The sequence below is a fragment of the Burkholderia sp. MSMB1835 genome (genome assembly GCF_001526365.1).
GTDB lineage: Bacteria > Pseudomonadota > Gammaproteobacteria > Burkholderiales > Burkholderiaceae > Burkholderia.
This window is the reverse complement of sequence record NZ_LOYP01000015.1, coordinates 130,622-154,410: the sequence shown is the minus strand read 5'-3', so window position 1 is coordinate 154,410 and position 23,789 is coordinate 130,622. Positions and strand designations below refer to the sequence as shown.

Here is a 23,789-nt window from a genome sequence, read left to right as displayed (position 1 = left end):
CCAGATGAGCGTCGAATTCATCGGCATGATCCAGAGCCAGAAGCAGTCGGAAATCCACCCGGCGTCCGGCCCCGCGGTCGATCCCGACTACGTGCGCGACTTTGCCCGCGCCCACGAAACGGCCGGCTTCGACCGGATTCTCGTGCCGCATCACTCGACCGGCCCGTCGGCGACGCTGACGATCGCGTTTGCGGCGGCCGCGACCGAGCGCATTCATTTCATGCTCGCGCATCGCCCGGGCTTCACCGCGCCGACGCTCGCCGCGCGGCAGATCGCGACGCTCGATCAGTTCAGCCGCGGCCGGCTCGCCGTGCACTTCATCTCCGGCGGCTCGGACAGCGAACAGCAGCGCGACGGCGATTTCCTCGATCACGACGCGCGCTATGCACGCACCGACGAATACCTCGGCATCCTGCGGCGGATCTGGACGGAAACGCAGCCGTTCGATCACGACGGCGCGCATTACCGCTTCAAGCAGGGCTTTTCGGAAGTGAAGCCGTTCCAGCAGCCGCACGTGCCGATCTATTTCGGCGGCGCGTCGGAAGCCGCGCTCGCGGTGGCCGGCAAGCACGCGGACGTCTACGCGCTGTGGGGCGAATCGCTCGACCAGGTGCGCGACCTGACGACGCGCGTGCGTGCCGAAGCCGCGAAGCACGGCCGCCAGGTGCGCTTCTCCGTGTCGTTCCGGCCGATCCTCGCGGCGACCGAGGACGAAGCGTGGGCGCGTGCGCACCGCATCCTCGACGAAACGCGCCGGCTGCGCGAAGCGGCCGGCCTGGGCGCCGGCGGCCCGCAGCAGAGCGAAGGCGCGCGCCGCCTGCTCGCCGCGGCCGAACGCGGCTCGCGGGTGGACAAGCGGCTGTGGACCGAGATCGCGAAGCTCACCGGCGCGCGCTCGAATTCGACGGCGCTCGTCGGCACGCCCGAACAGGTCGCCGACGCGCTGCTCGACTACTACGACCTCGGCGTGACGACCTTCCTGATCCGCGGCTTCGATCCGCTGGACGACGCGATCGACTACGGCCGCGAACTGATTCCGCGCGTGCGCGGCGCCGTCGCCGCCCGCGACGCGGCGCGCCGTGCCGCCTGAGGAGCGATACCTGATCATGTCCGCCGTCCTTTCCTCGTCCGGGCGCACCGCATCGGGCCTCGTGCTCGCCGACACCCCGCGCCAGCACTTCTGGTTCGATCCGCCCGCGCCGCGCGTCGACGTGGCCGCCGAACGCCGCCACCGCCAGGAGCGGCTCGCGGCCGCGTTCCGCCTGTTCGCGCGCTTCGGCTTCGCGTCGGGCCTCGCCGGCCACATCACCGCGCGCGATCCGGAGCTGCCCGATCATTTCTGGGTGAACCCGCTCGGCGTGCATTTCTCGCAGATCAAGGTCTCCGACCTGCTGCTCGTCAACGCGCGCGGCGAAACCGCGATCGGCAAGCGGCCGCTGAACAAGGCCGCGTTCGCGATCCATGCGGCGATCCACGAAGCCCATCCGCACGTCGTCGCCGCCGCGCACACGCATTCGACGTACGGCAAGGCGTGGTCGACGCTCGGCCGCCCGCTCGATCCGCTCACGCAGGACGCCTGCGTGTTCTACGAAGACCACGCGCTGTTCGACGACTTCACGGGGATGGTCGTCGACACCGGCGAAGGCGCACGGATCGCCGATGCGCTCGCGAAGCCGGACGGCACCACGCACAAGGGCGTGATCCTGAAGAACCACGGCATCCTGACGGCCGGCCCGACGGTCGAGGCCGCCGCGTGGTGGTACATCGCGCTCGACAACGCCGCGCACACGCAGTTGCTGGCCGAAGCGGCCGGCACGCCGCAGCCGATCGATCACGAAACCGCGCGCCACACGCACGGCCAGATCGGCGGCCCCGACGGCGCGCTGCATGCGTTCGACAGCCTGTTCGCACGCGTCGTCGCCGACGAACCCGACCTGCTCGACTGAGCCGCTCTCGCGCCACACCGGAGACCAGACCATGACCGAAACCACCGCACCCATCCCCGCCGACGCGCACGACGACCGACGCCGCCGGCTGCTGCGCGCGGCCGGCGCCGCCGCGCTCGCCGTGCCGGCGATCACGCTCGGCCGCAAGGCCTGGTCCGCGCCGCCGCTGAAGAAACTCACGTTCGCGTGGAACCAGAACGCGTTCTGCCTGACGCCGATCGTCGTCGCGCAGGAGCGCGGCTTCTTCGAGAAAAACGGGCTGAAAGTCGAGCTGATCAACTACAGCGGCTCGACCGACCAGTTGCTCGAATCGATCGCGACCGGCAAGGCCGATGCGGCGGTCGGGATGATCCACCGCTGGCTGAAGCCGCTCGAAGCCGGCTTCGACGTGAAGATCATCGGCAGCTCGCACGGCGGCTGCGTGCGGCTGCTCGGCGCGAAGGCGGCCGGCGTCACGACGTTGCAGGCGCTCAAGGGCAAGACGGTCGGCGTCAGCGATCTGGCCGCGCCCGGCAAGCACTTCTTCTCGATCCTGCTCGCGAAGAACGGCATCGATCCCGAGCGCGACGTCACGTGGCGGCAGTATCCGGCCGACCTGCTCGGCGTCGCGGTCGACAAGGGCGAAATCCATGCGATCGCCGACGGCGACCCGAATCTCTACCTGCTCGAAAAACGCAGCAACGGCGCGTATACCGAACTCGCGACCAACCTGTCCGGCGAATACGCGCGCAAGGTGTGCTGCGTGATCGGCGCGCGCGGCGACCTCGTGCGCAACGACCGGCCGTCGGCCGCCGCGCTCGCGCGCTCGATCGTGCAGGCCACCGAGTACACGCACGACAACCCGAACGAAGCCGCGAAGGTGTTCGCGAAGTATTCGCCGAAGATCAGCCCCGAGGATCTGCGCAAGCTGTACGCGACGCTCACCTACACGCATCACCCGACCAACGTCGACCTGCAGCAGGAAATCGCGTTCTATGCGGACGATTTCCGCCGCATCAGCGTGCTGAAGAAGAGCACGGACCCGCAGCGCTTCGCGCAGCAGGTCTATGCCAACGTACTGGGGTAACGCGATGTCGACGATCGAACACGCTTCCGCCGCACGCATCGCCTCGGCACCGACCGGCGGCGCCGCCAATGCCGACGCCGACGCTACCGCGCGCGCGGCCTGCACGCCCTGCGACGCCGCGCTGGCCGCCGACGCCCGGCGGGAGCGCACCTGGCCGACCGGGATCGCCGCCGCGCTCGCGTGGGCCGCGCTCGGCGCGCTCACGCAACTGTGGCCGAACCGGATCGTCGGCTTCAGCGACTGGGCGTACACCGACACGTTCGGTACCGCCGCGTGGACGATCGCCGCGCTGCTGCTCGCCGCCGCGACGCTCGGCCATCTCGTGGCCGCGACCCGCATGCGGCTCGCGCGGGTGCGAGCGGCCGGCCCGTGGCTCGTCGCGCTGCCGCTCGTGCTCGCCGCGTGGGAAATCGTCACCGCGAAAACCGGCTGGCTGCCGACGCCGTTCTTCGCGCCGCCGCAGGCGCTGATCGAGGTTTACGTCGACGACTGGCCGCGCCTCGCCGGCAGCGCCGGCAACACGCTGAAGCTGCTCGCGCTCGGCTTCGCGTACGGCGTCACGGCGGGTTTCGCGGTGGGCGTGTCGATCGGCTGGTCGCGGCGGATCGGCTACTGGGTGCATCCGGTGCTGCGCGTGCTCGGCCCCGTGCCGGCCACCGCGCTGCTGCCGCTCACGTTCTACTTCTTCCCGTCGAGCTATTCGGCCGCCGCGTTCCTGATCGCGCTGTCGACCGGCTTCCCGGTCGCCGTGCTGACGTGGTCGGGCGTCGCGAGCGTCAACCGGCAGTACTACGACGTCGCGCGCACGCTCGGCGCGAACGCGCGCTTCCTCGTGCTGCGCGTCGCGATTCCGGCCGCGCTGCCGCACGTGTTCGTCGGCATTTTCATGGGGCTGAGCGCGTCGTTCACGGTGCTGGTCGTCGCCGAGATGATGGGCGTCAAGTCCGGGCTCGGCTGGTACCTGAGCTGGGCGCAGGGCTGGGCGTCGTACGTGAACATGTACGCGGCGCTGCTCGTGATGGCGCTGCTGTTTTCCGGGTTGATCGCGCTGCTGTTCGCGGTGCGCGACCGTGTGCTCGCGTGGCAGAAAGGAACCGTCAAATGGTAAGCGCCGCCGTACTCGAATCGTCCGCGGCCGCCGCGCCTGCCGTCGCTCCGCCGCGCGGCGCGCGCATCGACATCCGCCGCGTGAGCCATGCGTTCGACGGCCCCGGCGGCGCGCTGCCGGTGCTCGACGACGTGTCGCTGTCGGTCGCGGCCGGCGAATTCGTCGCGCTGCTCGGCCCGAGCGGCTGCGGGAAATCGACGCTGCTGCGCCTCGTCGCCGGGCTCGACGCCGCGCGGCAAGGCACAATCGCGCAGGACGGCGTGCCGATCGCGCGCCCCGATCCGTCGCGCATCGTCGTGTTCCAGGACCCGACGCTGTACCCGTGGCGGCGCGTGCGCGCGAACGTCGCGCTCGGCCTCGAAGCGCGCGGCGTGGCGCGCACCGCGCAGCATCGCGTCGACGATGCGCTCGCGCGCGTCGGGCTGCAGGACTTCGCGAACGTGTTTCCGCATCAGTTGTCGGGCGGGATGGCGCAGCGCGTCGCGCTCGCGCGCGCGCTCGTCAACGATCCGCGCCTGCTGATTCTCGACGAACCGCTCGGCAAGCTCGATTCGCTGACGCGGCTCACGATGCAGGCCGAGCTGACCGCCCTGTGGCAACGCGACGGTTTCTCCGCGCTGCTCGTCACGCACGATGTGGAAGAAGCGCTGTTCCTCGCGCAGCGCGTGATCGTGTTCGGGCCGCGCCCGGCACGGATCGTCGCCGAACTGCGTGTCGACCTGCCCTATCCGCGCCATCGCGGTGACCCGCGCCTCGCCGCATTGCGCCACGACGCGCTGCGGCATCTCGGGCTCGATGCGAGCTGGTAGATGCCGGGCGCCGTTCGACGTTTGGCTGCGGCTCGCCGCGGACGCGCGCGATGAACGCGCCGCCGTTCGCCGACTGGGCCATCGCGTTCCTGCAATTGCTGTATCGCGCGCAAATCGCGTTGGCGCGCATGCTGCACGCGATCGGCCTGACCGGCGACGTCGATGGCCAGGCGGCGTGGCCGTGGGCACACCGCATCGCGCTCGAAACGCTGCGCATCGACGCGGGGCTCACGCGGCAGCTCGCGGTCGCCGGCGGCGTGACGGCGTTGGCCGTCGTGCTCGCCTGCCTCGCGCTGGCTGCGCGCAAGCGGCGTGTCGCGACGGCCGTCGCCGCGCTGGCCGTCGCATGGTTCGCGCCGTGGCCGCCCGCTTCGCTGTGGCTCGCGCCTGCCGTGCCGACGAGTTTCCAGCGCGATCCCGCGCCGTTTTCGGTCGCGAACGTGATGCGCGGCGCCCACCTGTATACGCAACATTGCGCGGCCTGCCACGGCGCGGACGGGCGTGGCGAAGGGCCGCTCGCGGCCACGCTCGCGCACTGGCCGCCGACCTTCGCCGGCACGCTGCTCGCGCGTCGGCTCGACGGCGAACTGTTCTGGCGCGTACGCCACGGCACGCAGGACGCGCACGGCACGTCGACGATGCCCGGCTTCGCGGCCACGCTCGGCACGCAAGACACGTGGGCCGTGCTCGACTACCTGAAAGCGCTGGCAGCCGGTAGCGGCGCGCAGGCGGAAGGTGCGTGGCCGGTGCCCGTCCCGCTACCGGCACTCGACGTGCGGTGCGGCGACGCGGCGCCGCAGCCACTCGAGCGCTGGCGCGACGGCCAGCGCGTGCGTGTCGTCGCGCTCGCGCCGGGTGCGACGCCACCGCCGGAAGACCCGCGCTGGCAGACCTTGCTCGTCGCCGAACCCGGCGCGTCCGTGCCGTCGTCGGCCGACTCGCGTGCGAACTGCGTCGCGACGACGACCGATGCGTGGCGCGCGTTCGCGACGATTGCCGGCGTCCCGCCCGATGCGCTCGGCGGCACACAGCTGCTTGCCGATCGACGCGGCTGGCTGCGCGCGCGTGCATTGCCCGGCAGCGCCGGCTGGTCGGATGCCGACCTGCTGTGCCGCTCGGATGCGGCGGCCCGACCGGCCGCGCGCGCCACGGGCGGCGACGCACTGACCGCGCTGCTGCTGCGCGTCGACGCGGAACCCGTGCGCGACGTACAGGCCGGGCTTGCGCATTGAACTCACGAATCCTTCCTTCGACACACATTCACGATGAATCCGACTCGACGCCACTTCCTCGCCCAGGCGAGCGCCCTTGCCACGATCGCCGCCGCGCCGGCCACCCTGCGCGCGCAATCGGTCGCCCGCCCGCTGCTGCGCGCCGGCGACCAGAAAGGCGGACTGCGCGCGCTGCTCGAAGCGGCCGGCGAATTGAACGGCCTCGCGTACGACATCGCATGGACCGAATTCCCCGCGGCTGCGCCGCTCGCCGAAGCGCTGAACGCGGCCGCCGTCGATTGCGGGCCGATCGGCGACGCGCCGGTGATCTTCGCGCTCGCATCGGGCGCCCGCATCAAGGTGATCGGCGCGAACCGCTCCGATCCGTACGGCACGGCCGTGCTCGTGCGCCCCGACGCCGCGCTCAAGGGCGCGGCCGACCTGAAGGGCAAGCGCATCGGCACCACGCGCGGCTCGATCGGCCATTTCGTCACGCTGAAGGCGCTCGATGCGGCCGGCCTGCCGCCGGACGCCGTGTCGTTCCGCTTCCTGCCTCCGGCCGACACGATGCTTGCGCTCGCAACCGGTTCGATCGACGCGTGGGCGACCTGGGAGCCCTATACCGCGCTCGCCGAAACGAGCGGCCGCGCGCGCGTACTGGTCAACGGCCGCGGGCTGTGGTCGGGCCTCAGCTACGTCGCGGCGACCGACGCGGCGATCGCGTCGAAACGCGACGTGCTGCACGATTTCCTGCGGCGCGTCGTGCGCGCGCAGGCTTGGTCGTACCGGCACGCCGATGCGTATTCGGCGGCGCTCGCGCGCATCATCGGCATCCCGCCGGCCGCCGCGAAGCTGCAGTTCGAGCGCCGCGGCACGCGCTGGCTGCCGATCGACGCCGCGGTGATCGCCGAACAGCAGCGCACGGCCGACTTCTACCTGAAGGCCGGGCTGCTGCGCCAGCCGCTCGACGTGCGCACGACCTTCGATATAGGCTTCCCGCTCGCCTGACGGGCGCGTGGCGGCGCGCAGCCGTCAAACGGCTTCGGCACGATCTGGCACAATCGCGATTCGATCACACCGCCTTCAGCCAGCGTCATGCCAGCCATCACCGCACTCTTCGTCTACCCGATCAAATCCTGCGCCGGCGTCGCGCTGACGCGCGCGCAACTGTTCGAAACGGGCCTCGCGTACGATCGCCACTGGCTGATCACCGATCCGCGCGGGCACATGCTCACGCAGCGCACGCACCCGCGCCTCGCGCTGATCCGCCCGACGTTCGACGACAATGCGCTCGTGCTGAACGCGCCGGGCATGCCGGCACTGCGCACGCCGCTCGACGGCGACGCGACGCCCGCCACGCCGAAGATGGCTGCGACCGTGTGGCGCGACACCGTCGACGCGATCGATACGGGCGCCGAAACGGCCGCATGGCTCACCGAATTCCTCGGCGTGCCGACGAAGCTCGCGCGCTTCGCCGCCGACGCCCGACGCGATTGCGACCGCAAGTGGACCGGCGAGATCGATACGCACACGCAGTTCGCGGACGCTTACCCGCTGCTCGTGATCGGCCAGTCGTCGCTCGACGACCTGAACGCGCGGCTTGCCGCCAAAGGCGCGCCGGCGATCCCGATGAATCGCTTCCGGCCGAACATCGTCGTGTCGGACCTCGATGCGTACGAAGAGGATTTCGTCGAGCACCTCGACACCGGCGGCGACACGCCCGTGCGGCTGCGGCTCGTGAAGCTGTGCACGCGCTGCCCGATGCCGACGATCGACCAGGCCACCGGCGCGCCCGATCCGGCCTGGCCGCACGAGCCGACCGACACGATGCAGACCTATCGCGCGAACCCGAACTACGGCGGTGCGCTGACGTTCGGCATCAACGGGATCGTCGTCGAGGGCGCGGGCGCGTGGCTCGAAATCGGCCAGCCGGTCGAAGCGGAGATCGGCTTCGGCGACTGAGCCGGATAGCCCGGGCCTGTTCCGGCCAATAACGGGCTTGCGCCGGCCCGTTCCCTGCGCGTGCCGTCTCGTCGCGCGCCGTCACGCGGCGCGCGGCATCGCATCGCTCAGCGCCGCCGGCAGCCGGATCGTCACGACGAGCCCGCCGCCGCCCGCATCGGCGAGCGTCACGCTGCCCTGATGCACGCGCGCGATCTCCCGCACGATCGACAGCCCGAGCCCCGTCCCTTCGACCGTCTGCGTCTTGCTGCCGCGATGGAAACGCTCGAACACCGCGTCGCGTTCGTCGGCCGGAATACCCGGCCCGTTGTCGATCACGTCGAGCCGCGCGTCGTCGCCGTCGCGCGAGACACGCACCGTGATCACCGCATGGTCGCCCGCATAACGGATGGCGTTGTCGATCAGGTTGCCGATCATCTCGCCGAGCAGGTCGGCCTGCCCGTGCACGTCGACATCGGCCTCGTGCTCGAAGCCGAGATCGATGTCGCGCGCGCGTGCGACGGGCGACCAGTCGAGCGTCACGCTGCGTGCGAGCCGGTGCAGCGGGACCGGCTTGTGCGCGACCGCATGGCCGCTGTCCGAATCGAGCCGCGACAGCGACAGCAATTGCTGGACGATCTTCGCGGCCTGCCGCACCGCGGCGTTCACGCGGCGCAGGTGCACGTTCGCGCGCGGCTGTTCGTCGGGCCGCAACGCGAGCTCGACACCCGCCTGCACCGCCGCGAGCGGCGTCTTCAGTTGATGGGCCGCATCGGCGAAGAAGCGGCGCCGCGCCACCTGCATCCGCTGCGTGCGGCCGATGTACTGGTTGATCGAGTCGACGAGCGGCGCGAGTTCGCTGGGTATCGCGCCCGTGTCGAGCGGCGTCGTGTCGTCCTCGCTGCGCGCGGCAACCGTCGCCGACAGCCGGTTCAGCGGCCGCAGCCCGCGCCCGACGCCGAGCCACACGATCCCGAGCGCCAGCACGACGAGCAGCCCTTCCTGCAGCAGCGACCCGATCAGGATCTCGCGCGCGAGCGCCTGACGCGCCTCGATCGTCTCGCCGACCATCACCCACACGATGCGCGACTGCGCGGTCGGCACGTCGTGCACCGGGATGCGCAGCGCGGCCATCCGCAACTGTTCGCCGCGGTACACGACGTCGTAGTAGCGCGTGACGAACGGCGCGCCGTCGCCCGCATCGCGCCCCTGCGGCAGCGGCAGGTCCGGATAGCCGGTGACCGTGCGGCCGTTGTCCTCGCGGATCAGGTAGTAGATCTTGCCGCCGTCGCTCGATTCGAGCATCTCGAGCGCGAGATACGGCAGGTCGACCTCGATCTCGCCGTCGTTGAGCCGCACGCCTTCGCGGATCGACTTCAGCGACGACGACAGCGTCCGGTCGAACGCGACGTGCGCGGCGCTCATCGCGCGCTGATACGTGAGCCACGAGTCGAGCGCGAGCAGGCCGAGCAGCGGCAGCAGCAGCCACAGCGCGACCTGCGCGCGCAGGTTCGGGCGGGTCATCGTGCCGCCCGCCGGGCCGCGCCAACGGGCGTGGCGGAGAATTCGCGGAGCATCGCCGCGCGCCCGCACAGCCGGCCGACTGTGCAAGGCCGGCCGCGAACGGGATGCTCCCCCTTGGCGCGCAGCGGACGTGTGATGCAACGCACGGGAGCATGGGCACGGTTCATTCGGCCCTCTCCGCCTTCGCTTCGAGCAGATAGCCGAGCCCGCGCAGCGTGACGATCGCCACGCCGCTGTTCTCCAGCTTTTTCCTCAGCCGGTACACGTAGATTTCGATGGCATCGGCGTTGACCGATTCGTCGAGCCCGAAGATCTTCTCCGACAGCGTGTCCTTGTTGATCGCGCGGCCGTTGCGCAGGATCAGCACCTCGAGCACCGAGCGCTCGCGCGGCGTAAGCGACAGCGGCTCGCCCGCGAGATGAAAGCTGCGGTCGATACTGTCGTATGAAAGCGGCCCGCATTCGACGCGCGAATGCTCGTGACCGAGGCTGCGCCGGATCAGCGCGCGGGCGCGCGCTTCCAGCTCGGTCAGCTCGAACGGCTTCGCGAGATAGTCGTCGGCCCCGAGATCGAGCCCCCTCACGCGATCCTCGACCGACCCGTGCGCGGTGAGGATCAGCACCGGCACCGGATTGCGGCGCGCGCGCAGCCGCCGCAGCACCTCCAGCCCGTCGAGCTTCGGCAGCCCGAGATCGAGGATCACCAGCGCGTAATCCTGCGTGCGCAGCACGTGGTCCGCCGCCTCGCCGTCGGCCATGTGATCGACCGCGAAGCGCGCGGCGCTCAGCGCGTCGTTCAGCGACTGGGCCAGGTTCGGGTTGTCTTCGACGAGCAGCACACGCATGGGGATTCCGGTAAGGTCAGCGACAGCCCGCTACATTACATGATCCTTTCCGTCTCCACGCCTCGCGCAAACACGGGTTGCGCGGGCGCCGCGAACCCGCCGCGCACGGTGGCGGCGGGCCCCGGTCGGCCTCAGCGCTCGGCGGCGGGCCGGCTGCGCGCCACGCCGCACGCATCGCCGGCCACGCCTCGCTCGCGCAAACCGGCCACCACCGCGACGAACGCGACGCTCGCGCCGCCCGTGACGACGATCATCGGATGCGCGGTGCCGTCCGACAGCCACGCCAGCACGCCGCCGCACGCGGCCGTGATCGCCATCTGGATAAAGAAGAACAGCCCCGACGCCGTGCCGGCGATCTTCGTGTACGGCTGCATCACCGCGAACTGGCAGGCCGGAATCGCGATCCCGACCGCGATCATCACGACGAACATCGGCGCGACGAGGGCCGTCACCGAAGTCGGGGCGATCGCGCCGCCGATCCACAGCCCGGCCGTGCCGACCAGATTGACGGCCGCCGCCGCCGCGACGACCGAATCGGCTGTCCAGCGCGCGCCGGTCCGCGCGAACGCGCTCGACCCGATCAGGTAGCCGAGCACGGTCACGCCGAAGATCGCCGCATAGACCGGCCCGGACACGCCGATTTGCCGCTGGAACAGCGTCGACGATTCCGCGATGAACGGATAGTACGTGCAGTAAGCAAAGCCGATGGCGAGCGAATAGCGCAGGAACCGCCGCTCGCGCAGCAGGCCGGCGTAGGTCCGCAGCAGCCCCGCACCCGCTGGCGGCCGCGCCTCGCGCGCGCGGGTCTCGGGCAGATAGCGAAGCACCATCGCGGTCGCGACCAGCCCGCCCGCCGCCAGCCCGCCGAACACGCCGCGCCAGCCGAGCCATTCGGCAATCGCGCTGCCGGCCAGCGGCGCGACCACCGGCGACAGCGCCATGCCGGCCGAAAGATGGCCGAGCATCGTGGCCTGCGTCGCGGCCGGAAAGCGCTCGCGCACGATCACGCGGCCGATCACCGTGCCGCTGCAACCGCCCAGCGCCTGGAACACGCGCGCGACGATCAGCGCCGGGATGCTGGTCGCCCATGCGCAGGCGACGCTCGCGACGACGTACACGCACAGGCCGCCGAGCAGCACCGGGCGGCGGCCGTAGCGATCGGACAGCGGCCCCGACACCAGCATCGACGACGCATAGCCGGCCATGTAGAGAGTCAGCGTGAGCTGCAACTGCGCGTCGGTGCCGTGCAGCGCGTCCGCCATCGCGGGCAGCGACGGCAGGTACGCATCGATCGTGACGCGCGGCAGGCACACGACGAGCATCAACAGGAACAGCCAGCCCCATCGGGGTAATGAACGCGTCTGCATGCGGTAAGTCCGTTTCGGTCGGATGGGTAGGGTCGACAGCAATCTAAGGCGAAAGTGATATAAGCTGAAGGGCCATTAAATCAACCATCGACTGGACCACTATGCCGCGAGGCAAAGCCGCGATTCCGCTGGATCTGCCACGCCCGACCGGGCTGTCGGGCGGCAGCCCGCAGTCGAAGCAGGCATGCATCGCCGACACGATTCGCGACGCGATCCTGAAGCGCCTGCTGCCCGGCGACGGCCCGCTGCCATCGAGCCGGACGCTGGCCGCGCGCTGGGATGTCGCGCGCGGCACCGTCGAAGCGGCGTACGACATCCTGTGCGCCGAGGGCTACATCGCCCGCACGCGGGGATCCGGAACGCGCGTGTGCGCGGTCGTGCCGGACAGCTATCTGCGCGCGGCCGCGCGCTCGCGCGACGACCGCCCGCGCCGTGCCGCCACGCCCGCCACGCCGGCCGCCCCGGCCGAGCCCGAGCAAGGCGTGCGTCCCGGCGTCCCGTTCGTCGCGCGGCTTGCCGATCCCGGCCTGCTGCCGATGCAGCAATGGAAGAAGGCGCTCGGCGCCAGCCTGCTTGCCGCGACCGCGGACGATCTCGGCGCGACGCCGGCACAGGGCGTCGAAAGCCTGCGCGTCGAAATCGCCGCGTACCTGCGGGAATACCGCGGCATCCCGTGCGAGGCCGGCGACATCGTCATCACGACCGGCATCCGCCATTCGATCGACCTCGTCGCACGCACGCTGCTCGCGCCCGGCACGACGGTGCTGATGGAGGATCCCGGCTATGCGTCGGCGTGGCAGATCTTCACGATCGCGGGCGCGACCGTGATCGACGTGCCGGTCGATCGGGAAGGCATCGACACCGCATCGCTGGATCGCCATCCCGATGCGCGCGCCGCGTACGTGACACCGGCCCATCAGGCGCCGCTCGGCGTCACGATGTCGGTATCGCGCCGGCTCGAACTGCTCGACTGGGCGCAGCGCAACCGCACATGGATCGTCGAGGACGACTACGACGGCGAATTCAGCTACCAGACCGCCCCGCTCCCCGCGCTGAAAGCGCTCGATGCGTGCGATCGCGTGATCTACTGCGGGTCGTTCAACAAGACGCTGTTTTCCGGGTTGCGCATCGGCTTCATGGTCGTGCCGGCGGAACTGCGGCCGGCGCTGTCCGCCGTCTGGCATGCGACCGCCCGCTCGGTCGGCGCGGCGCCGCAACTCGCGCTGGCCCGCTTCATCGCCCACGGCGATTTCGCGAAGCACCTGCGCGCCGCCCGCCACGCGTACCGCCAGCGACGCGACATCGTGCTCGACCAGCTGGCGAAGCATGCCGGCGGCCGGTACACGGTGTCCGGCGAGCACGCCGGCTTTCATTTCGTGCTGTGGCTGCCGCCCGGCATGGACGAAGCAGCCTGCGTCGCGCAAGCCCGCGCGGCCGGCATCGCGTTGCAGCCGATTCGCGGCTTCTGTCGAAGCGCCCGGTGCGAAGCGGGCGTCGTCGTCGGATATGCCGCGCTGACGGCCGCGCACGCACGGCATGGCGGCCGCCTCCTCGGACAACTGCTGGCCGCGCCCGCATAGCCCGCGTGCCCTTTCAAGCGTTGCCGCGCGCCGCGAACCCGCGGCCGCCGCCGCTCGACCTCGGGAAATCCATGACATGAACGGCGCGATTGCGAACGGAAATGAAAGCGGGCTGAAAGTGCCCCGCAATTACCATCCGCTGCACTCGAACAACACATAAGCGTAACTGGAGGAAGACATGCCGTTTGCACCGAAGCACCTCGCCGCCGCGCTCGCGGTCGTTCTGGGCACCGCCGCCGGCAGCGCCGTCGCGCAGGTTCCGGCCGGCTACCCGGGGAACTACCAGGGCGTGATCGACGCCGCGAAGAAGGAAGGCAAGCTGATCGTCTACTCGACGACCGACACGGGCCTCGTGCGCCCGCTGATCAAGGACTTCGAAAGCCTGTACGGCGTGAAGGTCGAGTACAACGACATGAACAGCACCGAGCTGTACAACCGCTACATCAGCGAGAACGCGGCGAGCAGCACCAGTGCCGACGTGTTGTGGAGCTCGGCGATGGACCTGCAGGTCAAGCTCGTCAACGACGGCCTGATGGCGTCCTACGATTCGCCGGAAAGCCCGAACGTGCCGCAATGGGCGCAGTACCAGAAGCAGGCGTACGGCACGACGTTCGAGCCGCTCGCGATCGTCTACAACAAGCGCCTGATTCCCGAGAACGAGGTGCCGAAGACGCGCGCCGAGCTGATCAAGCTGCTCGCGTCGCAACCGGACAAGTTCAAGGGCAAGCTCACGACGTACGACGTCGAGAAATCCGGCGTCGGCTTCAACGCACTGACGCAGGACGCGCACCTGAACGAGAAGGTCACGTGGGAACTCGTGAAGGCGATCGGCGCGACCGGCCCGAAGCTGCAGTCGAGCACCGGCGCGATGATGGAGCGCATTTCGTCGGGCGAGAACCTGATCGGCTACAACATCATCGGTTCGTATGCGTACGCGAAGGCGAAGAAGGACAAGTCGATCGGCTACGTGTTTCCAAAGGACTACACGCAGATCGTGAGCCGGCTCGCGACGATCTCGAAGAAGGCGAAAAACCCGAACGCCGCCAGGCTGTGGGTGGACTACCTGCTGTCGAAGCGCGGCCAGACCATGATCGCCAACCAGGCGAACCTGTACGCGATCCGCACGGACGTGACCGGCGAAACGTCGGCCGCGAGCCTCACGAAGGAGCTCGGCGATTCGCTGAAGCCGATCCAGATCGGCACCGGCCTGCTCGTCTATCTCGATCAGTCGAAGCGCCTCGCATTCCTGAAGCAATGGCAGCAGGCGATCAAGAGCTGATCGGCTGATCGGCTTCGGCCGACCCAGGCCGCCCGCCGCGCGTCGCGCGGGCGGCCCCTTCCCCTTACCGACTTCCTAGAGGCGGCCATCCGGATGGCCGCAGGGGCGAACTCATGCTTTCAACCAGCACACGCGGCACGGCACCGGCCGTTCCGCCCGCCACCGGCCCGCGCGACGCGATTCCCGCGCTGCCGGTCAGCAGCCTGCAGCCGCTCGCCGGCATGCTGCGCTGGATCGTCGTCGCGGTACTGACCGTCGCGGTCGCGCTGCCGCTCGGCTTCATCCTGTTCCAGAGCCTGCTGTCCGCGCCGTTCTTCGACGCGAACAAAACGCTCGGCATCGAGGGCTTCCGTTTCGTCTTCAGCGATCCCGACTTCTGGTCGGCCGTGAAGAACTCGTTCGTCATCGCCGGCGGGATGCTGTTCATCTCGATCCCGCTCGGCGGCGTCCTCGCGTTCCTGATGGTGCGCACCGACCTGCCCGGCCGCCGCTGGCTCGAACCGCTGCTGCTCACGCCGGTGTTCGTGTCGCCGATGGTGCTCGCGTTCGGCTACGTGGTCGCGGCCGGCCCGGTCGGCTTCTACTCGGTGTGGTTCAAGGAATTGTTCGGGGTGCATAACGTGCCCTGGAACGTCTATTCGATCTTCGCGATCACGGTGATCGTCGGCCTCACGCATGTGCCCCACGTGTACCTGTATTCGTCGGCCGCGCTGCGCAATCTCGGCTCGGACGTCGAGGAAGCCGCGCGCGTGACGGGCGCCCGCCCGTTCCGCGTCGCGCTCGACGTGAGCCTGCCGATGACGATGCCCGCGCTGCTGTTCGCCGGCGTGCTGGTGTTCTTCCTCGGCTTCGAGGTGTTCGGGCTGCCGCTCGTGCTCGGCGACCCGGAAGGCCACCTCGTGCTCGCGACCTACCTGTACAAGCTGACCAACAAGCTCGGCGTGCCGTCGTATCACCTGATGGCCGCGGTCGCCGTGTGCATCGTCGCGATCACGTTTCCGCTCGTGCTGCTGCAGCGCCGCCTGCTGAAGACCGCGAACCGCTTCGTCACCGTGAAGGGCAAGGCCGGCCGCGCGACGGTGCTGCCGCTCGGCGTGTGGCGCTGGGTCGCGCTCGCGATCGTTGCGCTGTGGCTGATGCTGACCGTGATCGTGCCGATCTCGGGCATCGTGCTGCGTGCGTTCGTGACCAACTGGGGCGAAGGCGTCGCGCTCGTCGAAGTGCTGACGCTGTCGAATTTCATCGAGTTGTTCGAACAGGACAACCTGGTGCGCGCCATCGTCAACACGCTCGGCATCGGCGTGATCGGCGGCGCGCTCGCGATCGGCTTCTACTCGCTCGTCGCGTTCGCCGGCCACCGCCGCCCCGACTGGGCGACCAGGCTGCTCGACTATCTCGTGCTGCTGCCGCGCGCGGTGCCGGGCCTGCTCGCCGGCCTCGCGTTCCTGTGGATCTTCCTGTTCGTGCCGGGCCTGCGCGAGCTGAAGAACTCGATGTGGAGCATCTGGATCGCGTACACGGTCGTGTGGCTCGCGTACGGGATGCGGCTCATCCAGAGCGCGCTGCTGCAGGTCGGCCCGGAACTCGAGGAAGCCGGCCGCAGCGTCGGCGCGACGCGCAGCCGCGTGTCGCTCGACGTGACGCTGCCGCTCGTGCGCTTCGGCCTGCTCGCCGCGTGGCTGCTGATCTTCATGATCTTCGAGCGCGAATACTCGACCGCCGTCTACCTGCTGTCGCCCGGCACCGAAGTGATCGGCGCGCTGCTCGTGTCGCTGTGGGCGACCGGCGCCGTCGACCAGGTCGCCGCGCTCTCTGTCATCAACATCGCGATGGTCGGCGCCGGTCTCGGCGTGGCCCTGCGCTTCGGAGTGAAACTTCATGGATAAGCTCATCGTCGACGATCTGCATCTCAGCTACGGCGCGAACCCGATCCTCAAGGGCGTGTCGTTCGAACTGAAGGCCGGCGAAGTCGTGTGCCTGCTCGGCGCGTCGGGCAGCGGCAAGACCACGCTGCTGCGCGCGGTGGCCGGCCTCGAACAGCCGTCCGACGGCCGCATCCAGCTCGACGACCGCGTGTTCTTCGACGGCGCGCACCGCGTCGACCTGCCGGTCGAACAGCGCTCGCTCGGCCTCGTGTTCCAGTCGTACGCGCTGTGGCCGCACCGCACCGTCGCCGACAACGTCGGGTACGGTCTCAAGCTGCGGCGTGTGGCGCCGGCCGAACAGAAGCGCCGCGTGCAGACCGCGCTCGACCAGCTCGGCCTCGGTCATCTCGCGGAACGCTTTCCGCATCAACTGTCGGGCGGCCAGCAGCAGCGTGTCGCGATCGCTCGCGCGCTCGTCTACAACCCGCCGGTGATCCTGCTCGACGAGCCGCTGTCGAACCTCGACGCGAAGCTGCGCGAGGAAGCGCGTGCGTGGCTGCGCGAGCTGATCGTGTCGCTCGGGCTGTCGGCCCTGTGCGTGACGCACGACCAGACCGAAGCGATGGCGATGTCCGACCGCATCCTGCTGCTGCGCAACGGCCGCATCGAGCAGGAAGGCACGCCCGCCGAGCTGTACGGCGCGCCGCGCTCGCTGTACACCGCCGAATTCATGGGCAGCAACAACCGGATCGACGCGCGCGTCGCCGCGATCGACGGCGAATGCGTGACGCTCGCCGGCGACGGCTGGGAGCTGCGCGCGGTCGCCCGCGACACGCTCGCGCCGGGTCAGGACGCGCAGGCCGTGATTCGCCTCGAACGCGTGCAGGTCGCCGACGGCCCGGGCGCGAACCGGCTGCAGGCCGACCTCGTCACGTCGATGTATCTCGGCGACCGCTGGGAATACCTGTTCCATTGCGGCGACATGCGCCTGCGCGCGTTCGGCCATGTGCCGCGCGCGGCCGGCAAGCACTGGATCGAATTCCCGACCAACGACTGCTGGGCGTTCGCGAAAGCGGGCTGATCCGTTCGCGGCGGCCCGCGTGCCGCCGCGCATGCAGTCAGGCACGCATCCGTTGCGGCCTCGCATCGGCGCGCCGAGTACCCGTTTTCCGTTTCACCCAACCCACAACAATCCAAGGAGACACCGTCAAAATGAAGTCACGCGCAGAACGTTCCATTCGCACAGTAGTCCTTACCAGTTCGGCTGCAGTGGCCTGTATCGCCGTGCCGGCCGCGCACGCGCAGTCGTCGGTCACGATGTACGGGATCATGGACGCCGGCATCGAATTCACCAACCACGCGGCGCCGGAAGGCGGCAATTCGGTCAAGCTCAAGTCGGGCAACAAGAACACGTCGCGCTGGGGCTTGCGCGGCGTCGAGGATCTCGGCGGCGGGCTGAAGGCCGTGTTCCGCCTCGAAAGCGGGATCGATCTCGCGAACGGCGCGTTCGACGACGGCCCGGACTCGATCTTCGCGCGCCGCGCGACGGTCGGCCTGAAGAGCAAATGGGGCGAACTGACGCTCGGCCGCAACTATACCGTCACCTACGACTACATGCTGCCGTTCGACCCGATGGGCTACGCGCAGAACTACTCGTGGGCGTCGTCGTCGATGGCGACGGGCGGCCGCAAGGACGGCATGTTCACGCGCTCGTCGAACGCGGTGCGCTACGACGGCGAATTCGGCGGCTTCAAGTTCGGCGCGCTGTACGGCTTCGGCAACGTGCCGGGCAGCATGAAAACCAGCTCGAAATACGATTTCGCGGTCGGCTACGAGAAGGGACCGTTCGCGGCGGTCGTCACGTTCGACCGGCAGAACGGCGCGGCCGACAGCGTCACGCCGGCCGATACGGTCGACTATATCCAGGGAATCCATGCCGGCCTGAGCTACGACTTCGGCAACCTGAAGACGATGGCCGGCTACCGCAACTACAAGCGCACGTTCCGCACCACGGCGGCGAACCAGTTGAGCGACATGGTCTGGCTCGGCGGGTCGTACCAGTTCGCGCCGGCGTTCTCGCTGATCGCGGCCGTTTATCACCAGAACATCAAGGGCGGCAGCGACGCCGACCCGACGCTGGTGTCGATGCGCGCGAACTACGCGCTGTCGAAGCGGACGGTGCTGTACGCGGCCGGCGCGTTCGCGATCGCGAAACACGACCAGAAGGTCGGCGTGTCGCGCGATTTCGCGGGGTATGGGACCACGCAGGTGGGCGTCACGGCGGGGATTCAGCAGCGGTTCTGATCGTTGCGACGTGACGGCGGGCGGCGGTACGTATAGCCGCCCGCCTCCGTTCGATGTGACGCCGATCCTCGTGCGCCGTTACGCATCATCCTGCGCCTGTTCACGCGCACAACACGGAATTGCATACGCACGAAGCACGTCGACTACGGCAACATAGCCTTGAATCGATCGAACAGCGTAGGCGGTAGCTTGATCTCTCCGTCGCCATCAACGGCGGCATCAAATATCAAGGAATCCTTAGTCCATACCAGTCGGACGGAATCCGGGTACTCGTAAGTCTGCTCGGCGAGCAGTCGCATGTCGGATGTCCGATAGAGTCGCAAAAGAACGCGGTCCCGAGCCAGGTAGCTGTATTGCGCCGTGTAGCGCCCCCCATCGTTCCTGGAGAGCTCGGTATCAAACTGCGTCGCTCGTGCACGTATGCGCGCATCCTGATAGTAAGAACCGGCGCAGCCCAAAAAAGTGACAACTGCCACACCAAAACCGAGCGCTTTCAATCCCGATTTCATTCGGGCGGCGCGCCCCTCCTGGTGTGCAAGGCTGTATAAGACAACGATCAACAAACACACCGCGATTCCGAACAGCGCGATGGCTGCAAGCGCAACCATGCCCGCCCCTTGCGTGGCACTCGCCAATCCGTTCATTCGAAGTACACCGTTATGGGTCTGTCCAGCATGATCGGCCTATAGTCGGAAAATATGATGAAATTGCCACCTCGATGGTGTCTGGTTTGCCAGTCTCGGAACCCCGGACCTTACAAACCCACTCAACGCCTCACAATGTTCCGCATGCACCATTCATCGAAAATCTCGAATCCGACGGGGTCGCGAACGCGGAGCATTCCGCATCACCTGACATGGATTCCACATCTATTCGTTCGTTTCTGGCGGAAAACACATGTCTTGATACAAGCGCTAGATAGTCTCGCGGTGTGGGACAAGACACCCAAGTATCGTTGCCAACTGTGAACGGTGACCGTGTCATTCGTCAGCCCATCCCCGAACTGCTGCGCTTGCCGACCCGACTCCTCCATCGCACGGCGCTCCGTCTTCTGGCCCTTCCCCTTGACAGACGATGGCCGTTGCACGCCCGTCGCCGTTAATCGCCACGCATCGTGAACACCGGACGCACGACGCTGCTCGTATCGCCCCAATGTTCGCCGACCGCCGACAGCGGCACCTCCCGCGTGTCGATCGTCAGGCCCGCCGGCCCGGCCGCTTCGAATACGCCACGCACCGACGCCAGCAAGCGCGGCAGCGACACGCTGCCGATCCCGCTGCCCATCAGTTCGATCGCGGTCGCCCGCAGCACGGCGCCCGGCACCGGCACGTCCGCGCCGCCGATCGAGCCGATCTGCACGAAACGCAGCCGGCGGCCATCGGGGGTCGCCTTCGCGCCGGCAACCAGCAGCGTCTGCGCGCTGGCTCCCCACAGATAATCGAGCACGACATCCACGCCCGTGCGGAAATGCGGTTCGAGCGCCCGCGCGAGATGCGCGTCGTCCTGCTGCAGCGACACGACGGCGTCCGCGCCGGCATTCAGCAACGCCTGCAACGCGGCCGCGTTGCGGCCGGTCGCGACGACCTTCGCCGCGCCGAGATGCTTCGCGATCCGCACCGCGAGCCGCCCCGACGTGCCGGTCGCGCCATTGACGAGCACCGTCTCGCCCGCGGCGAGCCGCGCGCGTTCGGTCAGCGCCGCCCACGACGACATCCCCGGAATCGCGATCGCCGCGGCCGTGACGTCGTCGAGCGCATCCGGCAGCGACACGCACTGCGTATCGGGCACGATCGTGCGTTCGGCCATCGCACCGAACGGCGCCGGGGCACCGAAGAAGTAGACGCGCCGACCGTCGTCGAGACGCCCGACGCCGTCGACACCGACGACGAACGGATAGCGTCGGTCCGACGAGTAATGTGTGCCGGCCGCGCGCCCCTGCGCGAGCCGGCTCAACGCCGACGCCGTCACGTCGATCAGGCGGTGGCCCGGCATCGCGGGCGGCGCGTCGAATTCCATATGGACGGGACGCGCGCCGGCGCCCGCCACGACTGCTGCTTTCATGGTGGTTCCTTCAATTCTGGAAGATGGGTCTTTACCGGGCATCGAGCCATGCGCGCAGCGCGGGATCGCGTACTTCCAGCACGTCGAAGAGGCCGAGCGCTCGCAGCGCAGGCAACGCGTCGATCGCATCGGCCTCCGCACGCGCCCGCTCCGCCGGCGCGGCGTTGGGATCCGTCAACACCCGTGCGTTGACCAGAAACGCACCAACGGTCCCCTTGCGAATCGTCGTTCCGCCGGCATCGACCCGGTCGGCATGGTCGGGAAGCATCTGTTCGGCTCGCATCGCGTCTTGCTCCGGTTGTCATCGATGGACGCAGTGTAGGCGTGCGAATCCGGCCAATCTCCGGTATAACGGCCATTCGATACCGATATCCGGCCATGTCCGATCCGCTCCTGCCCGCCCGCTTCGTCACGTCCGACGACGGCCCGTTCGTGGTCGCCGCCGTCCTGTCGCAACGCGACCCGCGCATCACCGCGCCGCATTCGCATGCGCGCGGCCAACTCGTCGGCGCGCTGAGCGGTCTGGTGACGATCGGCCTCGACGACCAGGAGTGGGTCGTGCCGGCGATCCATGCGATCTGGATCCCGCCGCATTGCCGGCATTCGCTGCGCTCGTTCGGGCCGATTTCGGGCTGGTCGGCGTTCGTCGCCGAAGCCCGCTGCGCGGCGTTGCCGGCGACGCCGCGCGCGATCCGCACGACGCCGCTGCTGCGCGAAGCCGTGCAGCGCGCGGCAAGCTGGGGCGATGCCGAGCTGGATGCCGCACAGGCCCGGATCGCCGACGTGATCCTCGATGAAATCGCGGCATCGGAAGCCGAGGCGCTGGGCCTGGTCCGGCCGCGGGATCCGCGGCTCGTGAAGATCACCGATGCGCTGGCTGCGGATCTCGCGAACGACCGGCGGCTGGAGGAATGGGCCGAATGGGCCGGCATCGGCGCACGGACGATGAGCCGCCGCTTCGTCGCCGAGACGGGGTTGACGTTCGCGCAGTGGCGTCAGCAGGCGCGACTGCTGCGGGCGCTGGAGCGCATTGCGGATGGCGTGCCGGTGACGACGATCGCGCTCGATCTCGGGTACGACAACGTGAGCGCGTTCATCGACATGTTCCGGCGCGCGCTGGGAACGACGCCGGGACGGTATATGGACGCGGGACGAAGCGCGAACGGATAGGGCGCGGCCTTGCGCGTTCACGAAGCCGCGTGGCGAAAAACCCGCGGGCGGCACACGACCGCCGCCTGCCGCCGCGTCAATACGTGCCGTCCCCCTGCTTCGCGGCGGCGTCGCCGGCCCTTTTGAACTGCGCGGCCAACCGCTCCGCGCTCCGCGCCAGCAGCGTCGTATCGACGCCGACCGCGACGAACAGCGCCCCCGCTTCCAGATAGCGCCGCGCGGCCGCCTCATCCGCGCTCAGGATCCCCGCCGCCTTGCCGGCCGCCTGGATCGCGCGGATCGCACCGTCGATCGCGGCCTGCACGTCCGGGTGCCCGGGATGACCGAGATGACCGAGATCGGCGGCCAGATCGGCCGGCCCGATGAATACGCCGTCCACGCCGTCGACCCGCGCGATCGCATCGATCGCGTCGAGCCCCGCGCGCGTCTCGACCTGCACGAGCACGGCCATCTCGTCGTTCGCGCGATGCAGGTACTCGTCGACGCGACTCCACCGCGACGCGCGCGCCAGCGCGCTGCCGACGCCGCGCATGCCGTGCGGCGGGTAACGCGTCGCGGCCACCGCCGCACGCGCCTCGTCCGCGCTCTGCACCATCGGCACGAGCAGCGTCTGCGCGCCGAGATCGAGCACCTGCTTGACGATCACCGGATCGTTCCACGGCACGCGCACGACCGGATGCGACGGATACGGCGCGATCGCCTGCAGTTGCGCGAGGATCGTCGGCACCGTGTTCGGCGCATGCTCGCCGTCGATCAGCAGCCAGTCGAAACCGGCGCCCGCGACGACTTCGGCGCTGTACGGATTCGCGAGGCCGAGCCACAACCCGATCTGCGCATCGCCGCGCGCGAGCGCGGCCTTGAAGACATTCGACGAAATCTGCATCGTTCGCTCACCTCATTCGAAGTAGCACTGGATCGTCCCGAGCGGGCCGTAATCGACGCTGAACGTATCGCCCGAACGCGCCGCGCACGGCCGCGTGAACGACCCGCCGAGCACGATCTGCCCCGGCTCCAGCGCGACGTCGAAGCGCGACAGCCGGTTCGCGAGCCACCCGACGCCGTTCGCCGGATGGTTCAGCACGCCGGCCGCGACACCGGTTTCCTCGACCACGCCGTTGCGCGACATGATCGCCGCCACCCAGCGCAAATCGACGTCCTGCGGGCGCACCGGCCGGCCGCCGATCACGACGCCCGCGTTCGCCGCGTTGTCGGCGATGGTGTCGAACACCTTGCGCGGCCGTTTCGTGTCGGGGTCGATCGACTGGCTGCGCGCGTCGATGATCTCGAGCGCCGGCACGACGTAATCGACCGCGTCGTACACGTCGAAGATCGTGCAGTTCGGGCCGGCGAGCCGCTTGCCGAGCACGAATGCGAGCTCGACCTCGACGCGCGGCACGATGAAGCGGCTAGTCGGGATCGTGCCGCCGTCTTCGAAGAACATGTCGTCGAGCAGCGCGCCGTAGTCGGGTTCGTCGATCTGCGACGTGTTCTGCATCGCCTTCGACGTGAGGCCGATCTTGTGCCCCTTCAGCGTGCGGCCTTCCGCGAGCTTGAGGGCGACCCACGCGCGCTGGATCGCATACGCGTCGTCGATCGTGATGTCGGGATGGTCGAGCGAGATCTGGCGGATCTGCGTGCGCGCGCGTTCGGCGTCGTGCAGACGGTGCGCGAGCTGGTCGATGATGGCGGGTTCGAGCATGGTCGGATCGGGAAT

General features: G+C 69.1%; 22 protein-coding genes and 1 pseudogene. 14 read left to right on the top strand and 9 right to left on the bottom strand.

Annotation, left to right across the window (positions count from 1 at the left end; all coding sequences use genetic code 11):
- Window positions 1–4 precede the first annotated feature (4 nt).
- The 8 genes from WS96_RS07220 to WS96_RS07185 all read left to right on the top strand — a co-directional run bounded on the left by WS96_RS07220 (window position 5) and on the right by WS96_RS07185 (window position 8,102).
- Window positions 5–1,090: an LLM class flavin-dependent oxidoreductase gene (locus tag WS96_RS07220; RefSeq protein WP_059822516.1), complete on the top strand. Its 1,086-nt coding sequence runs from the start codon at window positions 5–7 to the stop codon at window positions 1,088–1,090.
- A 16-nt stretch (window positions 1,091–1,106) separates the two neighbouring features.
- Window positions 1,107–1,946: a class II aldolase/adducin family protein gene (locus WS96_RS07215; RefSeq protein WP_059831508.1), complete on the top strand. Its 840-nt coding sequence runs from the start codon at window positions 1,107–1,109 to the stop codon at window positions 1,944–1,946.
- Window positions 1,947–1,977: 31 nt separating this feature from the next.
- A complete protein-coding gene (locus WS96_RS07210) occupies window positions 1,978–3,012 on the top strand; it encodes an ABC transporter substrate-binding protein (RefSeq protein ID WP_059831507.1) in 1,035 nt (344 codons plus the stop codon).
- A gap of 4 nt (window positions 3,013–3,016) precedes the next feature.
- A complete protein-coding gene (locus tag WS96_RS07205; RefSeq protein ID WP_059831505.1) occupies window positions 3,017–4,120 on the top strand; it encodes an ABC transporter permease in 1,104 nt (367 codons plus the stop codon).
- A complete protein-coding gene (locus WS96_RS07200; RefSeq protein WP_059831503.1) occupies window positions 4,114–4,929 on the top strand; it encodes an ABC transporter ATP-binding protein in 816 nt (271 codons plus the stop codon). The genes WS96_RS07205 and WS96_RS07200 overlap by 7 nt, the downstream gene beginning before the upstream one ends.
- A gap of 50 nt (window positions 4,930–4,979) precedes the next feature.
- Complete coding sequence (locus WS96_RS07195; protein WP_059831502.1) at window positions 4,980–6,161, top strand: c-type cytochrome; 1,182 nt, start codon at window positions 4,980–4,982, stop codon at window positions 6,159–6,161.
- Between the two features lie 33 nt (window positions 6,162–6,194).
- Complete coding sequence (locus WS96_RS07190) at window positions 6,195–7,148, top strand: ABC transporter substrate-binding protein (protein WP_059831500.1); 954 nt, start codon at window positions 6,195–6,197, stop codon at window positions 7,146–7,148.
- An 87-nt stretch (window positions 7,149–7,235) separates the two neighbouring features.
- Entirely contained in the window at window positions 7,236–8,102 is an 867-nt protein-coding gene (locus WS96_RS07185; RefSeq protein WP_059831499.1) for an MOSC domain-containing protein, read from the top strand.
- An 81-nt stretch (window positions 8,103–8,183) separates the two neighbouring features.
- Here WS96_RS07185 and WS96_RS07180 read toward each other — a convergent pair whose 3' ends face one another.
- The 3 genes from WS96_RS07180 to WS96_RS07170 form a co-directional block, all read right to left on the bottom strand.
- Window positions 8,184–9,605 carry a sensor histidine kinase gene (locus tag WS96_RS07180; RefSeq protein ID WP_059831664.1) on the bottom strand — a complete coding sequence of 474 codons (1,422 nt, stop codon included), beginning with the start codon at window positions 9,603–9,605 and terminating at the stop codon, window positions 8,184–8,186.
- 163 nt (window positions 9,606–9,768) lie between these two features.
- On the bottom strand, window positions 9,769–10,449 hold the full coding sequence (locus tag WS96_RS07175; protein ID WP_034204943.1) for a response regulator: 681 nt from the start codon (window positions 10,447–10,449) through the stop codon (window positions 9,769–9,771).
- 131 nt (window positions 10,450–10,580) lie between these two features.
- Window positions 10,581–11,816 (bottom strand): multidrug effflux MFS transporter, encoded by a 1,236-nt coding sequence (locus WS96_RS07170; protein WP_059831497.1) that lies wholly within the window; start codon window positions 11,814–11,816, stop codon window positions 10,581–10,583.
- Window positions 11,817–11,917: 101 nt separating this feature from the next.
- Between WS96_RS07170 and pdxR the strand changes: the two genes are divergently transcribed.
- From pdxR to WS96_RS07145, 5 genes are all read left to right on the top strand, one after another.
- Complete coding sequence (gene pdxR / locus WS96_RS07165) at window positions 11,918–13,396, top strand: MocR-like pyridoxine biosynthesis transcription factor PdxR (RefSeq protein WP_059831495.1); 1,479 nt, start codon at window positions 11,918–11,920, stop codon at window positions 13,394–13,396.
- A gap of 178 nt (window positions 13,397–13,574) precedes the next feature.
- A complete protein-coding gene (locus tag WS96_RS07160) occupies window positions 13,575–14,675 on the top strand; it encodes an ABC transporter substrate-binding protein (RefSeq protein ID WP_059831493.1) in 1,101 nt (366 codons plus the stop codon).
- Between the two features lie 113 nt (window positions 14,676–14,788).
- Window positions 14,789–16,561 carry an ABC transporter permease gene (locus WS96_RS07155; RefSeq protein ID WP_059831491.1) on the top strand — a complete coding sequence of 591 codons (1,773 nt, stop codon included), beginning with the start codon at window positions 14,789–14,791 and terminating at the stop codon, window positions 16,559–16,561.
- The gene (locus WS96_RS07150; RefSeq protein WP_059831490.1) at window positions 16,554–17,621 is read left to right on the top strand and encodes an ABC transporter ATP-binding protein; all 1,068 of its coding nucleotides are present in this window, start codon (window positions 16,554–16,556) and stop codon (window positions 17,619–17,621) included. The genes WS96_RS07155 and WS96_RS07150 overlap by 8 nt, the downstream gene beginning before the upstream one ends.
- A 131-nt stretch (window positions 17,622–17,752) precedes the next feature.
- Window positions 17,753–18,844, top strand: a complete 1,092-nt coding sequence (locus WS96_RS07145) for a porin (RefSeq protein ID WP_059831488.1) — start codon at window positions 17,753–17,755, stop codon at window positions 18,842–18,844.
- Window positions 18,845–18,987: 143 nt separating this feature from the next.
- Here the strand turns inward: WS96_RS07145 and WS96_RS07140 are convergent, their stop codons facing one another.
- From WS96_RS07140 to WS96_RS07130, 4 genes and pseudogenes are all read right to left on the bottom strand, one after another.
- On the bottom strand, window positions 18,988–19,452 hold the full coding sequence (locus WS96_RS07140) for a hypothetical protein (protein ID WP_257127956.1): 465 nt from the start codon (window positions 19,450–19,452) through the stop codon (window positions 18,988–18,990).
- Between the two features lie 32 nt (window positions 19,453–19,484).
- Window positions 19,485–19,577, bottom strand: a pseudogene (locus WS96_RS34425) (DUF6402 family protein); the annotation flags it as partial.
- A 365-nt stretch (window positions 19,578–19,942) separates the two neighbouring features.
- The gene (locus WS96_RS07135) at window positions 19,943–20,905 is read right to left on the bottom strand and encodes a quinone oxidoreductase family protein (protein WP_059831485.1); all 963 of its coding nucleotides are present in this window, start codon (window positions 20,903–20,905) and stop codon (window positions 19,943–19,945) included.
- A 31-nt stretch (window positions 20,906–20,936) separates the two neighbouring features.
- Entirely contained in the window at window positions 20,937–21,188 is a 252-nt protein-coding gene (locus tag WS96_RS07130) for a hypothetical protein (protein ID WP_034204951.1), read from the bottom strand.
- A gap of 95 nt (window positions 21,189–21,283) precedes the next feature.
- Here WS96_RS07130 and WS96_RS07125 point away from each other — a divergent pair, with 95 nt between their 5' ends.
- Window positions 21,284–22,075, top strand: a complete 792-nt coding sequence (locus WS96_RS07125) for an AraC family transcriptional regulator (RefSeq protein ID WP_059831483.1) — start codon at window positions 21,284–21,286, stop codon at window positions 22,073–22,075.
- Between the two features lie 76 nt (window positions 22,076–22,151).
- On the opposite strand, the gene hpaI is transcribed toward WS96_RS07125, so the two are convergent.
- The gene (gene hpaI / locus WS96_RS07120) at window positions 22,152–22,958 is read right to left on the bottom strand and encodes a 4-hydroxy-2-oxoheptanedioate aldolase (protein WP_059831482.1); all 807 of its coding nucleotides are present in this window, start codon (window positions 22,956–22,958) and stop codon (window positions 22,152–22,154) included.
- 12 nt (window positions 22,959–22,970) lie between these two features.
- Complete coding sequence (gene hpaH / locus WS96_RS07115; RefSeq protein WP_059831480.1) at window positions 22,971–23,774, bottom strand: 2-oxo-hept-4-ene-1,7-dioate hydratase; 804 nt, start codon at window positions 23,772–23,774, stop codon at window positions 22,971–22,973.
- Between the last annotated feature and the right edge of the window lie 15 nt (window positions 23,775–23,789).

Bases quoted from the DNA above. Each gene is read 5' to 3' on its own strand.
- WS96_RS07195 (WP_059831502.1), top strand. From the start codon at position 4,980: ATGAACGCGCCGCCGTTCGCCGACTGGGCCATCGCGTTCCTGCAATTG.
- WS96_RS07140 (WP_257127956.1), bottom strand. From the start codon at position 19,452: ATGGTTGCGCTTGCAGCCATCGCGCTGTTCGGAATCGCGGTGTGTTTG.
- WS96_RS07145 (WP_059831488.1), top strand. From the start codon at position 17,753: ATGAAGTCACGCGCAGAACGTTCCATTCGCACAGTAGTCCTTACCAGT.
- WS96_RS07130 (WP_034204951.1), bottom strand. From the start codon at position 21,188: ATGCGAGCCGAACAGATGCTTCCCGACCATGCCGACCGGGTCGATGCC.
- WS96_RS07220 (WP_059822516.1), top strand. From the start codon at position 5: ATGAGCGTCGAATTCATCGGCATGATCCAGAGCCAGAAGCAGTCGGAA.
- hpaH (WP_059831480.1), bottom strand. From the start codon at position 23,774: ATGCTCGAACCCGCCATCATCGACCAGCTCGCGCACCGTCTGCACGAC.
- WS96_RS07155 (WP_059831491.1), top strand. From the start codon at position 14,789: ATGCTTTCAACCAGCACACGCGGCACGGCACCGGCCGTTCCGCCCGCC.
- pdxR (WP_059831495.1), top strand. From the start codon at position 11,918: ATGCCGCGAGGCAAAGCCGCGATTCCGCTGGATCTGCCACGCCCGACC.
- WS96_RS07135 (WP_059831485.1), bottom strand. From the start codon at position 20,905: ATGAAAGCAGCAGTCGTGGCGGGCGCCGGCGCGCGTCCCGTCCATATG.
- WS96_RS07150 (WP_059831490.1), top strand. From the start codon at position 16,554: ATGGATAAGCTCATCGTCGACGATCTGCATCTCAGCTACGGCGCGAAC.
- WS96_RS07180 (WP_059831664.1), bottom strand. From the start codon at position 9,605: ATGACCCGCCCGAACCTGCGCGCGCAGGTCGCGCTGTGGCTGCTGCTG.
- WS96_RS07170 (WP_059831497.1), bottom strand. From the start codon at position 11,816: ATGCAGACGCGTTCATTACCCCGATGGGGCTGGCTGTTCCTGTTGATG.
- WS96_RS07205 (WP_059831505.1), top strand. From the start codon at position 3,017: ATGTCGACGATCGAACACGCTTCCGCCGCACGCATCGCCTCGGCACCG.
- WS96_RS07200 (WP_059831503.1), top strand. From the start codon at position 4,114: ATGGTAAGCGCCGCCGTACTCGAATCGTCCGCGGCCGCCGCGCCTGCC.
- WS96_RS07160 (WP_059831493.1), top strand. From the start codon at position 13,575: ATGCCGTTTGCACCGAAGCACCTCGCCGCCGCGCTCGCGGTCGTTCTG.
- WS96_RS07175 (WP_034204943.1), bottom strand. From the start codon at position 10,449: ATGCGTGTGCTGCTCGTCGAAGACAACCCGAACCTGGCCCAGTCGCTG.
- WS96_RS07125 (WP_059831483.1), top strand. From the start codon at position 21,284: ATGTCCGATCCGCTCCTGCCCGCCCGCTTCGTCACGTCCGACGACGGC.
- WS96_RS07215 (WP_059831508.1), top strand. From the start codon at position 1,107: ATGTCCGCCGTCCTTTCCTCGTCCGGGCGCACCGCATCGGGCCTCGTG.
- WS96_RS07185 (WP_059831499.1), top strand. From the start codon at position 7,236: ATGCCAGCCATCACCGCACTCTTCGTCTACCCGATCAAATCCTGCGCC.
- hpaI (WP_059831482.1), bottom strand. From the start codon at position 22,958: ATGCAGATTTCGTCGAATGTCTTCAAGGCCGCGCTCGCGCGCGGCGAT.
- WS96_RS07190 (WP_059831500.1), top strand. From the start codon at position 6,195: ATGAATCCGACTCGACGCCACTTCCTCGCCCAGGCGAGCGCCCTTGCC.
- WS96_RS07210 (WP_059831507.1), top strand. From the start codon at position 1,978: ATGACCGAAACCACCGCACCCATCCCCGCCGACGCGCACGACGACCGA.